This is a genomic window from Hymenobacter sp. UYAg731, assembly GCF_054061335.1.
In genome coordinates this window covers 56,296-68,787 of the sequence record NZ_JBSSEC010000005.1, presented here as the reverse complement: position 1 = coordinate 68,787, position 12,492 = coordinate 56,296, and the positions used below count along the sequence as shown (strand labels likewise).

The following is a 12,492-nucleotide window of genomic DNA, read 5'->3' as shown; positions in this document are numbered from 1 at the left end:
CGGCTGAATGCGGGCAGGAATTAAGCGGCCGTGAGCTGACCCAACTGGGCTAAAGCGCGACGTAAAAAAGTAGGCAGAATGATGGATTCGGTATACTCAATCGTGTCCGGGTCGGCCAGCAGGCGCACCATTTCGTGGTATTTGGCTTCACCATAAGCGGTGATTACCTGCTGCTTGCGCTCGTCGGTGAGCATGTAGCGCAACATGCCTTCGCCATCGGCTTCGGGATGAAACTGCGTGCCGAATACTTCCGGCGAGAAGCGGATGGCCATCACGGCGCGGGCCAGGGGCACGTGGGGGCGCTCTTTCTCCAGGCATAGAATTTTGGCTCCTAATTCCTCGATGCGCGGCATGTTGAGGTCGGCCAATTGATAATCGCGCGAATCGACCACGTAAAACGGGTCAGCTAAGCCCCGTAGCGTAGGTTCGGCCGCGCCGGCCGGCGTGAAATGTACCGGCAGCACGCCGAACGAGGTGGATTTGCGCCGGCTAATGGTGCCCACGCCCAAATGGCGGCTTACCAACTGAAACGAGTGGCAAATTAGCAGTAAGTGCTTCTTCTCCTCATTAACTTGATTATGAGCAAGTATTGCGTCAATCAGGCGAAAGTAGCGGGGTTCCCACAGCTCGTCGGAAGGTAGTGGGCTACCGGGGCCGCCGCTCGAAACGTAAATGTCATAATCCAAGCCGGGCAACTCATTTTCGGCCCGCACATTAAAGGTGTCGACGCGAAACCGGGCACCGTTTTCTTCCGCGCTACGGGCCAGCAGCTGCCGGATGCAGCGCATTCCTTCGTTACGGGCGTTATCATACATATCCAAAATGGCAATGCGAATAGCTTTCATATATTACTCAATAAATAGGGCATTGCAGCCAAAAAATAGAAAAAGGCCAAGCCGAAGCCAGGCGTAAAAACAAGCAACGCCAACCGGAGGGCTGGCGTTGCGAAGGCAAAGATAATTCAGTTACAGGCCGAACGTGGTTTCGGCCAGAATATAGTCGACCACCTTGGTCAGGTCACCGGTTTCGCGGAAGACGTGGAGCTGGCGGTCAGCCCCGGTACCCATCTCCATCATTTTCAGCACGTATTCTACTTCGTGGCGGCTGCCAAGGTCGTCCACCACGTCATCGATGAAATCGAGCAGTTCCAGGATGAGCTTGCGTGTGGGCACCTCCTCCTGAATGCCGAAGTCAATCATGTTGCCATCGAGGCCGTAGCGGGCGGCGCGCCACTTATTTTCCTTAATGAGGGCGCTGCGGTAGACGCGAAAATTGAGGTTCTGCGCCTTGAGCTTGTAGATTTTGGCCACCAGCGCCTGCATAACAGCGGCTACCGCAATGGTTTCGTCGGCGCGCATCATCATGTCGCAGATGCGGTACTCGATGGTGTCAAAAAAGGGGTGTAGGCGCACATCCCACCAGATTTTCTTGCCGTTGTCGATGCAGCCGGTTTTTATCAGCAGCGCGATAAACTCATCGTAGTCGCTGGCGCTGTGAAAAAAACCGGGAATCCCAGTCCGCGGAAATCGCTCAAAAACTTTGGTTCTGAATGATTTATAGCCAGTTTCGCGGCCTTCCCAGAAAGGAGAGTTGGTGCTGAGCGCGAACAGGTGCGGTAGGAAATACCGCAGTGTGTTCATCATGTACACGCCCATCTCCCGGTTTTCGATGCCGACGTGGACGTGCATGCCGAAAACGAGGTTGGAGCGGGCAGCTTCCTGCAATTCCTCCACAATTTTATCGTAGCGCACATCGGGCGTGATGGGCTGGTCCTGCCAGCGCGAAAACGGGTGCGTGCCGGCCGCCCCGATTTTCAGGCCCTGGCGGTCGGCCAGCTCAATTACCTGGCGGCGCAGGTGCAGCACCTCGGTACGCGCCTCGCCGATATTCTGGCAGATATTGGTGCCCACTTCCACCACGGCCTCGTGCATTTCGGCCTTCACCTGCTCGTGGAGCGTGATTTTGCCGTTTTCGACGATTTGCGAGAGGTGGGAGCGAAGCTCCCGGGTTTCGGGGTCAATGGTCTGAAATTCTTCCTCGATGCCGAGGGTAAACACGGGGGTGGGCATGGACGGGACGAATAAAATAGGAAAGGAATAAGCGTAGCCGTACCCAGCACGCCAGGGAGAGTGGCAGGTACGGCGGGGCTTAAATCAGGTGATTACGCCTTTTTGGGTGCAGGCTTTTTGGCGGCCGGCGCTTTTGCGGCGGTGGCTTTGGGCGCAGCCGGTTTTTTGGCGTCCGGGGCTTTGGCTACGGGAACTGCGCCGGTCGCCGGCTCGGGCTTGGGGGCGCTGGCTGCTTTGGGGGCAGCCGCTTTCTTGGCAGTGGGCTTGGGGGCACCGGTGGCACCAAGGTCGTTGGTTTCGCTCAGGGAGCTGCCTACTTGCACGTCGGCTTTACTGGCCACCGATTTCCTGGGGGCGGTGCCCACCGAATTCTGCACGAAGCTGCCCCAGGTGAGATTGGTTTTGCCAGCCTGGTTGGCCTGGGCGCGCTCAATGGCCAGCAGCGCCGCGTGTTCTACTACCCACTCAAAGTTCTCAGCACCAACCGAATTAACGTCGGCATCGGGGGCGGGATTGCCGAAGTCGATGGCGATAGGTATCCCGGCGCGCACGGCAAATTCAACGGTGTTGAAGTCGTAACCCAGGCCCTGGCACAGGCGCAGGGTATAGTCCTTGATGGTGTCGAGCAACTGCTGGCCAGCCTCACCCTGGGTTTTCATGGTGGTCTGGTAGCGCTCGTGAGGCGCGTTGCGCGGCTCGTAGGGCATGATGAGTACGTGCTTGCCGCCCAGGCAGTAGCAACGGAAGTAGTCGTCAAACTCAATGGCTTCCTGGTACAGCATCACCAGCTGGCCGGTTTCGTCGTAGGCGCGCCAGGCTTCCTCGGGGTTGTCGACTTTATACACGCTCTTCCAGCCACCGCCGGAGTGAGGCTTCATGAAAGCCGGGAAGCCGATGCGCTCAAACGCCCGCTCCCAATCGAACATGGCCAGGTTGCGAAACGAATTTTCGGAGGTGTCGTCGGGACGGGCCTTACTGGGCAGCAGCAGCGTTTTGGGTACCGGCACGCCCAACTGCACGGCCAGGGCGTTGTTGAAAAACTTTTCGTCGGCGCTCCACCAGAAGGCGTTGTTGATAACGGCCGTGCCGGTCAGGGCCGCGTTTTTCAGGTAGGCGCGGTAAAACGGCACATCCTGCGAAATACGGTCGATAATGACGTCGTAGCCGCAGGGTACGGCCTGCTCTACTTGCTCAATCTTCACAAACTCGGCCGTGATGCCGTCCACGGCTTTCTCGTTCACGCGGTCGATAAAAGCTTGGGGGAAAGTGTTTTCCTGTCCGAAGAGGATGCCAATTTTTTTCATAGGTCAATTAGGAGTTTTGGGGGCGGTAATAGGGGTACGGAATAAGGAGCGGCTTAGCCGATGGTGGCGAGGTATTGGGGGAACATTTCGCGCCACACGGGCCAATCGTGGTTGCCGAATGGCTTCACGTCCAGCGAGTAATGAATGCCTTTTTCGCTGAGTATGCGAGCCATCTGGAAGTTGCTTTCTTTGCAGAAGTCATGCTCGGCAGTGCCCAGGATGATGTTCATCCACTGGAAATGCTCGTTGTACGCGCCGGGCAGGTATTCGGGCGGGTTGTTGTAATACACGTTGTCGTCGTGGTAACCGTCCACAAACTGGCGGATGTCGAAGGCCGCGCCCATTGTGAATAGATGCGCCACCTGGTCGGGGTGGCGGAAAGCGAAATTGAGCGCGTGGAAGCCGCCGAAGCTGCAGCCCGCCACCGCAATTTTATCGACGTGGCACTCCTGCTGGAGCATGGGCACCAGCTCCTCGCTCAGGAATTGGTCGTAGAAAACGTGGTTCTGAATCCGGAGGCGGGGCTCCAGGTGCTTGGCGTACCAGGAATGCTGGTCGATGCTGTCAATGCAGTAAAGCTTAACCCGGCCAGCCTCGATGAGCGGACGCGCCGCCTCGATGAGCTTGAAGTCGCGGGCCTCGTACTCGCGGCCGCCGGACGTGGGAAAGATGACCACCGGGTAGCCCCAAGTGCCGAAAACCAGCATATCGATATCCTGGCCGAGGTGGTGCGAGTAAAAGCGGCGATGTTGTTCCTGCACGGGGTGGGGGGGAAGGAGGGCGGGGAAATATTTGGGGAGCGGTGCGGCAAACTAGCAAAGAAATCATGGACCGGCTGCATTTATCCGGTTTTAATTTGATTACGAAGCGCATTCCAACCGGGCGGCGTTACTTTGTTTGATGCTTGCAGACCCCACCAGCCCCTTAATGTCATCCGTTGGCACCCGCCTTTGCCGGGAAGTGCTACTGTCCAGCTTTTTGGCGCGCGAGGTAGAGCTGAGCATTTTGCTGCCCCCGGCGGGCCTGGCCCCGGCCGTTCCCTGCCCGGTGCTGTACCTTAACGATGGGCAGGATTTTGAGCGGCTGCACTTGCAGGAAACGCTCGATGGGCTATATGCCCGGGGGGCGGTGCGGCCCTTTGTGGTTGTGGGCATGCACGCCAACGAATTGCGGGTGCAGGAGTACGGCACCGTCGGCCATCCCGATTTCAACGGCCGGGGCAGTTTGGCCGGCGCATATGCGCAGTTTGTGTTGGAAGAGCTATTGCCTTTTATACAAGCGCATTACCAGGTTTCGGCCGACCCGGCCGAGGCGGTAATGGCCGGTTTTTCGCTCGGCGGCCTGTCGGCCTTCGATTTGGCGTGGCACCACCCGGAGGCGTTTGCGCGGGCCGGGGCATTCTCGGGCTCGTTCTGGTGGAGGCAACGGGCCGTGGGGGCCGGCTACACGCCCGCCGACCGCATCATGCACGGCTTGGTGCGGGCCGGTGGGCTGCATCCCAGCCACCGGTTCTGGCTGCAGGTGGGCACGCTCGATGAGCGCGGCGACCGGAACGAAAACGGCGTCATCGACTCCATTGAGGACTGTTTGGACTTAATCGAAGAGCTGATTGCCTGCGGTTTAGATACGCAAAAGGCCCTGCGCTATGTGCAGGTAGAAGGCGGCCACCACCACCCTGATACCTGGGGCCGGGTGATGCCCGACTTTCTGATTTGGGCGTTTGGCCAAGAAGAAAATGCCGCCGTGTTGCCCATTCCGCTGCCGGTGGTGCGCCTGCAGCTCGACCCGCGCCTGGCCCCTGCCATTCTGCCGCCTTTGGCTCCGCCAGTCGCGCTGGTTGTCGCGCCGCTGGTTCTGCCCACTCCCGAAAATGCCGTTGGGCAACCCCTGCCAAGCGCCGTAGTCCTTGCTACTCATTCAATTCCCGCTCCCATGTTCCTGACTCGCCCTGTCGACGGTGACTTCCTGCCGTACGCCGCCGGCTATATCAACTTAGCGCCGGCCGATGCCGACCCGCGCGAAGTTTTACGCTCCCAGCCCGCCGAAATCCACGCCGTCTTTACCGGACTGAGCGAAGAGCAAGCCGAAAAAACATACGCTCCCGGCAAGTGGAACCTGAAGGAAATGCTGCTGCATCAGATTGATTCTGAGCGGGTATTTACTTATCGGGCCATGCGCTTTGCCCGCAACGATGGGCAGAACCTGCCCGGTTTCGAGCAGGACGATTACGTAGCGCACAGCGGGGCCAACACCCGTTCCATTGCCAGCCTCCTGGCTGAGTACGATGCCACCCGTGCGGCTACGGTGGCCTTGTTCGATACTTTCACTGCGGAGCAGCTGGGCCGGCGGGGCATGGCCAACGGTGGCCCCGCCACGGTGCGAGCGCTGCTCTACATTGTGCCCGGCCACGAGCGGCACCACCTCAACATCATCCGTGAGCGGTATTTACCCATTTTGTAGGCGGTTTTCGGTAAAGTTTCTACCTTCGCCCACTACAACACGCCGGCCCGGCCGTGCGTTGAAACAACCGAAACCCATTCCCTTACCTAAACTTCTTTTCAATCATGGCCAAAGCGCAGGATGCCCGCAAAGAAAAAAAGAAAGAACCCGTTAAAACCACCAAAGAAAAAAAGGCGGAGAAAGACGAGAAGAAAGTAGCCCGCGCCCGCAAGCAGGAGTAATTCTTTTGAAATCAAAACAGAACAGCCTGCTCATTGAGCAGGCTGTTCTGTTTTAAAAAGCAATGACTTCGCCGTTCACAAAATCCGCTGATTCCGAGCCAATCCGTGGTTCAGATAGTGTAGTAAGGCACTTTCTCCTTGTCGTGGTGGCGGATGTAGCCGTGCAGCACCAGCTTTATCAGGGTTTGATAGGCGCGGCGCTTGCCAAAATTCACCAGCTTCATAAACTGGGCTAGTGTGATGCGGGGGTGGGTTTTCAGGTAGTCGATGACGGCCAGCTCCTGCTTGCTGAGCGGGATTTGCTCGAAGCGGGACTCTAGTGGCTGCTGGCGTTCTAACAGCTTCTCGGTGAGGCCGCTGGTTTGCACGCTGGTATCACGCACACGCACATAGCCGCGCCAATCGTCGGGAGCTACCTGGGCGCGGTGGGGCTTGCTCGGGCTCTCGGGCACGGTCACGATGAGGACGGTGCGGCCGTCTTCCTCCACTTCGTGGAAGCGCAGGTCGGCCAGGGGCGGGTCGACGTAGTGCGCGGCGGCATCGCGCAGCACAAACAACTCTTCCTCCGCATCGCGCACGCCCAAGATGCGGCCGGCATCATCGACACCTACCAGCACCAGCCCGCCCCGCGTGTTGGCCAGCGAAACCAGCGTGCGAGAAATGCGGTGCGGGTGCGTGGTTTTTTGTTTGAATTCCAGTTCCTCGCCTTCGCCCCGCGCTATCAGCTCGTGTAAGTCCATGAAATATTATACGTAAAGCAGGCATAAAAAATGCCGCCCCCGGGTACCGGAGGCGGCATTTTCGAACGTGTTATCCCATAGCCAGGCCAGTGGAATGAACGGCTGGCCTTAGAAGGGCAGGTCGTTGTCGTCGTCGCTGGCGATGGGCGCGGCCGAAGGCTGAGCGCGCAGCGTGGGGTTCTGGTTTTGGGCAGCAGGGCGAGGAGCGGCTTGCTGCTGGCCACCACCACCGCCGTAGTTGGCAGCGCCAGCTGCCTCAATTTTCCAGGCCTCTAGGTTGGTGAAGTACAGCATCTGGCCGTTTTTGTTGAAGCCACGGCCGCGCAGGTTGAAGGTTACCTTCACTTCGTCGCCCATCTTGAAAGGGTCGATGAGGCTGGTTTTGTCCTGAACCATCTGAAACTTAATATGCTCGGGATACTGGCCGTCCTGGACTTCCAGCACGAACTCGCGCTTGCGAAACTTTTCGCTTACCTGCTGTTCGTCAAATATTTCGTGCAGCCGGCCGGTTACGTCGTATGCCATAAAAATGGGGTGTTTTTGGATTTGTAGACTTGAACATCAAACCTACGAAAAAAAACGCAAGCGGCCCCGCCACCGTTCCCTCCGGCTACCTTTGCGAGCGCTTTTCTCTCGTCTTTTTTTACTCCTTATATATATGTTCGCCTTTGCCATCCACGGGGGTGCCGGCACCATTGCCCGCGCCTCGCTTTCTCCCGCCGATGAACAACTCTACCGCACGGCCCTCGAAGCGGCCCTGAGCACCGGCTACCATATGCTGCGCGATGGGGCGGCCGCCCTCGATGCCGTAGAAGCCGCCGTGCGCAGCCTCGAAGACTGCCCGCTCTTCAACGCCGGGCGCGGGGCCGTGTTCACCCACGACGGCCACCACGAAATGGATGCTGCCCTGATGAGCGGCCATAATAAACTGGCCGGCGCGGTAGCTGGCGTGCGCCAGGTGCAGAACCCCATCCGCGCCGCCCGCCTCGTGATGGAGCATACCGAACATGTGTTGCTGGCCTACCCCGGGGCCGACGAACTGGCCCGCGAGCACGGCCTGCCGCTGCAACCGGTGGAGTATTTCTTCACCCAAAAGCGCTTCGACCAGCTCCAGGATGCCATCGCTTCGGGCAAAATGCAGCTCGACCACGCCGCCGACCCAAACTGGAAAAAAGGCACTGTGGGGGCCGTGGCCCGCGACCAGCACGGCCACCTGGCCGCCGCTACCAGCACCGGCGGCATGACCAACAAGCGCTACTCCCGTATCGGCGACACGCCGCTCATCGGGGCCGGCACCTGGGCCGATGCGCGCTGCGCCATCAGCTGCACCGGCAATGGGGAGTATTTCATCCGGGCGGTGGCGGCTTACGATGTGGCTTGTTTGATGGAATACAAGGGGTTATCGTTGGAAGCAGCAGCCCGTATCGTGGTGCAGGACAAGCTGGGACCCGTGGGCGGCGAGGGCGGTTTGATTGCCGTGGACGCGGCAGGGAACATTACGCTGCCGTTCAACTCGGAGGGAATGTACCGCGCCAGCCGGGTTGAGGGAGGCGAGGCAATGGTGGCTATCTATAAGGAGTAGCGTAGCGCGAACTTTGTAGTTCGCGTCCTCGCGCCGTTAGAGCCGGTTTCATGGCGCGGGGACGCGAACTACAAAGTTCGCGCTACAATAATCTACCAACTGTAATGCACCAGCGGCCGAATCCGCTCATCGTAAATCGTCCGCACGGCCTGCATTTGCTTCGTAGTAAGTGGATGTAAATCAGTGGCTTGCAGGTTCGAGAGAATCTGCTCGGGACGGGAAGCGCCGGGAATGACGCAGCTTATTTCGTCGAACATCAGAATCCAGCGCAGGGCCTGGGCAGCAAGGGCTGTCTGAGGTCCGAAAACGCGTTTCAATTCTTCCACGGCGGCGAGGCCGGTTTCGTAATCCACGCCGGCGAAGGTTTCGCCTTTGTCGAAGGCTTCGCCGTGGCGATTGAAGTTGCGGTGGTCGGCGGCGGAGAAATGCGTTTGCGGGGAGAACTTGCCGGTGAGCAGGCCGCTGGCCAGGGGCACGCGCACAATCAGGCCGATATCGCGCCGGGCGACCTCTTTGAACAGCAGCTCCGGCGGGCGCTGGCGGAACAGGTTGAAAATAAGCTGCACCGTGGTCACGTTGGGGAACTCAATGGCTTTCAGTCCTTCTTCCACTTTCTCGATGCTTACGCCGAGGTGTTGGATTTTGCCTTCTTCACGCAGACGCTCAAATTCGCCGAAAATTTCGGGGCGATAATACACCTCCGTGGGTGGGCAGTGCAACTGAACCAAGTCGATGGTTTCCAGCTGCATATTGCGCAAACTGTCTTCCACAAACTGGCGGAGCGCGGCGGGCTGGTAGGCCTCAGCGGTGTGGGGCTGGAGGCGGCGGCCGCATTTCGTGGCCACAAAAAGGCGTTCGGAGCGGGAGCGCACCAGGCGGCCCACGGCTTTCTCGCTCTCGCCGTCGCCGTACACGTCGGCAGTATCAATGAAATTGATGCCGGCATCGACGGCGGCGTTCAGGATTTTATCGGCGTTGGCGTGGCTGAATGGGTCGCCCCATTTGCCGCCGACCTGCCAGGTGCCCAGACTTATTTCAGAGACGGAAAATCCGGTTTTGCCGAGCTTGCGGTAGTTCATAATAGTTGAAGTTGGGGTTTGAGAGAGCGGTGGAATCGGCTCCGCGATGGGCGGGTAACTCCAAACTAGCGTACGAGAAGAACCCGGCAATGGCAGCAAAAAGCCCGCTCATTTTGTGAATGAGCGGGCTTTGATGAGCAAAATACCGGGAAGATTTATTCACCGGGCGAAATATCGATGGCCACGCTCGGAGTTGCGGCGGGGGCCAGCACGTCTTTGCTAGGGTAGAACTTCCGCTCCCGCATATCATACACGTTGCCTTTGGCTAGGACGTGCATGGTCACGTTTTCGATGGAAAGCACCGTGCCTTTTTTGGCGGCGGCGGCGTTGTTGTGCTGGATGTTGTGGCCATCAAAAATGATAACCAGGTTAGAGCCAATGGTTTCTACCAGATTGCCTTCGGTGATGAGCACGCCGGTGTCCTCGCCCAGCCCGATGCCGATGAGCTTGGGGTGCAGCGCCACCGACTCGATGAGCCGGCCAAACCGGCCGCGCTTCACGAAGTGCGAGTCGATGATGGCGGCGGGCAGCAGGCTCAGGCCGGTGCCCATTTTCACGGCCCCTTTCAGCAGGGCATCAGGCACCGAGCCTCCGCGAATCATGTAGTGCGACATGGCCATGGCCCCGGCGCTGGTGCCGGCAATCACGAAATTCGGCTCAGCATAATAGCGCTGAATCATGCGGTCGAGGAAGTCGGTTTCGCCGAACATCTCGCGCAGACGCGACTGGTTGCCGCCCGAAAACATCACTACATCGGCAGCCAGCAGGCGCTCCAGGTACTCGGGCTGGCGGGCATCCTCGGGCGTGCGAATGTCCATGATGCCCACATTCAGGCAGTTGAGCATGGCGAAGGAACCGGTATAAATCGGCCCTACTTCCGCCGGAATCATGGAGGCGGTGGTCACAACTTCGATGCGCGGGTCGGTTTTGCCGGTTTCGAGCACGATGCGCTTCAGGATGCCCAACTCGAAAAAGTTGAGGTAATACTTGCGGCGGGTCCGGGGGTTGGGGTACGTGCCCTTGTCCTCGTTGCCGCCCACGGCGATGAGCTTGCCGAGCGGAATGATGGTTTTCAACGGATGGCGGAAATTACGGAGTGATGCAAAAACGAAATGGCCGAAATGTGGCCGGGCCAAAGCCCGAGGCAAAGTTCGGGCCGGATGGGGATTAATGACGCTCGGGCCGGGCGGCAAGTAAGGTATCGAGCGTGCCGGTCGTCACGGAGTGGTAGTTCGGCCGGGCTTCGGCATAGATGGCCCGCGCCCGCGCCGGGCCGTCGGGCGTAGCCAGCAAGGCCTGGTAGAGCGGCACCACAAATTTGCGCCGGCCTACGTGAAGCAGAAAGTTTTTCACGGCTTCATCGGCCGCCACGTATCCGGCCCGCAGCGTGTGCGGAAACCAGGCGGCTAGAATTTCGGCATTACCGGAAGTGGTAAAGTGGAACGCCGCATCCAGCGCCGCCAACTGCTCCGCCGTCAGGGTCGGGGAGAGGCGGTGCAGAAAATGGACCCATTCGTGGCTGCTCCACTCGGTAGTGGCCGGGCGGAGGTCGACCGGCGCAGTACCTGCTTCCAAGCCGGCCAGCGCCTGGTCGACCTTGGCAAAGCGTTGGGAAGTCGGGGTTGGCGCGTTAGGCGGGAGACCGGGGCCGTCGACCCAGGCGGCCAGGTTCAGGCGGGCTTCGAGGCCGGGCTCCGGGTCCAGCAGCTCGGCGCGGAGGTAGTGCAGGAAGGTGGCGGTGTCCATCGCCTGAAAACTGAAGCGGGCGAAGTACTCCTTAATAAAGGCATCGAGCCGGGGCCGGCCGATGAGCGACTCCAGCGTCAGGAGCAGGGCGCAGCCTTTTTCGTAGGCAATCTCGGTGAGGCCTTCGTCGGGGTCGCGGCCAGCCAGGGCCAGGTGCAAATGGGTGTCGGGACTAGCCGCCCCGATTTCTTCGATGGTATGATGCAACGCGGCCCGGCCCAACACCTGGAGCATGTCGGCATATTCGCGGCCGTACAAATGTTCCATGATGCGGCGCTCGAAATACACCGTGAATCCCTCGTTCAGCCAAAAATCATTCCACGTTGCATTTGTAACCAGGTTGCCCGACCATGAGTGGGCCAGCTCGTGCGCCACCAGACTGGTCAGGCTGCGGTCACCCGCGAGGATAGTGGGTGTTACAAATGTTAACCGCGGGTTTTCCATCCCGCCGAAGGGGAAGGAGGGAGGCAGCACCAGCAAATCGTAGCGCTCCCAGCGGTAGGGGCCGTACAATTGCTCGGCAGCGGCCACCATGCTTTCGAGGTCGGCAAACTCGTGGGTGGCCACCGGTAGCGTGGCCGGCTCGGCGTAGATGCCGGTGCGGTTGCTGAGGGGGGCAAAGGCGAGGTCGCCCACGGCCAGCGCCATGAGGTAGGCCGGAATGGGCTGCGCCATGCGGAAGTGGTACTCGCCGGTAGCGCTACGCTCCTGCGGGTTCTCGGCGCTCATCAGGGCCAGCAGGTGGGCCGGCACGCGCACCGTGGCCTCGTAGGTGAAGCGGATGCCCGGCGAGTCCTGGCACGGCAGCCAGGTGCGCGCCAGAATGGCCTGCGACTGCGTGAAGAGGAACGGCTCGGTGCCGGCCGTTTGCTCCGGTTTCAGCCACTGCAAAGCCGCCGCGTGCGGGGCCGTGCGGTAGCGGAGGCGGACGGCCGTGATTCCGGGTGCCAGCACAATGCCCAGCGCCTGGCCCAGCACGGCATCGGGCAGACCCAGCGTGAAGTTGGTGGCCGTGGCTTGGCCTGCGGCATCGAGCGCTTCAACTGCCTCAATGGTCAGGTCGCGGGTGTCGAGTACGAGCTCGGCGGCCGCACCGGGATTGGCGAGGTGCCAGGTGGCGGTGCCGGCCAGGGCCTGCTGGTCGAAGTCGACTGTCAGGGCCAGGGCGAGGTGGCGCACCCGCACCGGGCTGCTGCCGGCGAAGCTGTGTGGGTCGGTGGGCAGGGCAGCGGGCGCGAGGTCGGATGCGGGAGTCATACAGGAGGTTGGAGAGAGAATCGGAAATGCTTGG

Annotated in this window: 11 protein-coding genes; 2 read left to right on the top strand and 9 right to left on the bottom strand. The window is 60.0% G+C overall.

Features of this window, described 5'->3' with window-relative positions:
- Positions 1-20 precede the first annotated feature (20 nt).
- The 4 genes from ACVWYF_RS16150 to ACVWYF_RS16135 all read right to left on the bottom strand — a co-directional run bounded on the left by ACVWYF_RS16150 (position 21) and on the right by ACVWYF_RS16135 (position 4,134).
- On the bottom strand, positions 21-845 hold the full coding sequence (locus ACVWYF_RS16150; RefSeq protein ID WP_457069838.1) for a type 1 glutamine amidotransferase: 825 nt from the start codon (positions 843-845) through the stop codon (positions 21-23).
- Between the two features lie 120 nt (positions 846-965).
- Positions 966-2,069, bottom strand: a complete 1,104-nt coding sequence (locus ACVWYF_RS16145; protein WP_457069836.1) for a carboxylate-amine ligase — start codon at positions 2,067-2,069, stop codon at positions 966-968.
- 92 nt (positions 2,070-2,161) lie between these two features.
- Positions 2,162-3,373 (bottom strand): ATP-grasp domain-containing protein, encoded by a 1,212-nt coding sequence (locus tag ACVWYF_RS16140; protein ID WP_457069834.1) that lies wholly within the window; start codon positions 3,371-3,373, stop codon positions 2,162-2,164.
- A gap of 53 nt (positions 3,374-3,426) precedes the next feature.
- Positions 3,427-4,134: an esterase family protein gene (locus ACVWYF_RS16135; RefSeq protein WP_457069832.1), complete on the bottom strand. Its 708-nt coding sequence runs from the start codon at positions 4,132-4,134 to the stop codon at positions 3,427-3,429.
- A gap of 166 nt (positions 4,135-4,300) precedes the next feature.
- Between ACVWYF_RS16135 and ACVWYF_RS16130 the strand changes: the two genes are divergently transcribed.
- A complete protein-coding gene (locus tag ACVWYF_RS16130; RefSeq protein ID WP_457069830.1) occupies positions 4,301-5,833 on the top strand; it encodes an alpha/beta hydrolase-fold protein in 1,533 nt (510 codons plus the stop codon).
- A 331-nt stretch (positions 5,834-6,164) separates the two neighbouring features.
- On the opposite strand, the gene ACVWYF_RS16125 is transcribed toward ACVWYF_RS16130, so the two are convergent.
- Both ACVWYF_RS16125 and ACVWYF_RS16120 read right to left on the bottom strand, forming a co-directional pair.
- Complete coding sequence (locus tag ACVWYF_RS16125) at positions 6,165-6,794, bottom strand: AlbA family DNA-binding domain-containing protein (protein ID WP_457069828.1); 630 nt, start codon at positions 6,792-6,794, stop codon at positions 6,165-6,167.
- Positions 6,795-6,902: 108 nt separating this feature from the next.
- Positions 6,903-7,319 carry a DUF3127 domain-containing protein gene (locus tag ACVWYF_RS16120; protein WP_457069826.1) on the bottom strand — a complete coding sequence of 139 codons (417 nt, stop codon included), beginning with the start codon at positions 7,317-7,319 and terminating at the stop codon, positions 6,903-6,905.
- Positions 7,320-7,452: 133 nt separating this feature from the next.
- Here ACVWYF_RS16120 and ACVWYF_RS16115 point away from each other — a divergent pair, with 133 nt between their 5' ends.
- Complete coding sequence (locus ACVWYF_RS16115) at positions 7,453-8,376, top strand: isoaspartyl peptidase/L-asparaginase family protein (protein WP_457069824.1); 924 nt, start codon at positions 7,453-7,455, stop codon at positions 8,374-8,376.
- Positions 8,377-8,468: 92 nt separating this feature from the next.
- Here ACVWYF_RS16115 and ACVWYF_RS16110 read toward each other — a convergent pair whose 3' ends face one another.
- From ACVWYF_RS16110 to ACVWYF_RS16100, 3 genes are all read right to left on the bottom strand, one after another.
- Entirely contained in the window at positions 8,469-9,455 is a 987-nt protein-coding gene (locus ACVWYF_RS16110) for an aldo/keto reductase (RefSeq protein ID WP_457069822.1), read from the bottom strand.
- Between the two features lie 155 nt (positions 9,456-9,610).
- Positions 9,611-10,531: a cyanophycinase gene (locus ACVWYF_RS16105; RefSeq protein WP_457069820.1), complete on the bottom strand. Its 921-nt coding sequence runs from the start codon at positions 10,529-10,531 to the stop codon at positions 9,611-9,613.
- 91 nt (positions 10,532-10,622) lie between these two features.
- Positions 10,623-12,458: a M1 family metallopeptidase gene (locus ACVWYF_RS16100; RefSeq protein ID WP_457069818.1), complete on the bottom strand. Its 1,836-nt coding sequence runs from the start codon at positions 12,456-12,458 to the stop codon at positions 10,623-10,625.
- Between the last annotated feature and the right edge of the window lie 34 nt (positions 12,459-12,492).

Coding starts and splice junctions, on each gene's coding strand:
- ACVWYF_RS16145 (WP_457069836.1), bottom strand. CDS start 2,069: ATGCCCACCCCCGTGTTTACCCTCGGCATCGAGGAAGAATTTCAGACC.
- ACVWYF_RS16150 (WP_457069838.1), bottom strand. CDS start 845: ATGAAAGCTATTCGCATTGCCATTTTGGATATGTATGATAACGCCCGT.
- ACVWYF_RS16125 (WP_457069828.1), bottom strand. CDS start 6,794: ATGGACTTACACGAGCTGATAGCGCGGGGCGAAGGCGAGGAACTGGAA.
- ACVWYF_RS16100 (WP_457069818.1), bottom strand. CDS start 12,458: ATGACTCCCGCATCCGACCTCGCGCCCGCTGCCCTGCCCACCGACCCA.
- ACVWYF_RS16120 (WP_457069826.1), bottom strand. CDS start 7,319: ATGGCATACGACGTAACCGGCCGGCTGCACGAAATATTTGACGAACAG.
- ACVWYF_RS16110 (WP_457069822.1), bottom strand. CDS start 9,455: ATGAACTACCGCAAGCTCGGCAAAACCGGATTTTCCGTCTCTGAAATA.
- ACVWYF_RS16140 (WP_457069834.1), bottom strand. CDS start 3,373: ATGAAAAAAATTGGCATCCTCTTCGGACAGGAAAACACTTTCCCCCAA.
- ACVWYF_RS16115 (WP_457069824.1), top strand. CDS start 7,453: ATGTTCGCCTTTGCCATCCACGGGGGTGCCGGCACCATTGCCCGCGCC.
- ACVWYF_RS16130 (WP_457069830.1), top strand. CDS start 4,301: ATGTCATCCGTTGGCACCCGCCTTTGCCGGGAAGTGCTACTGTCCAGC.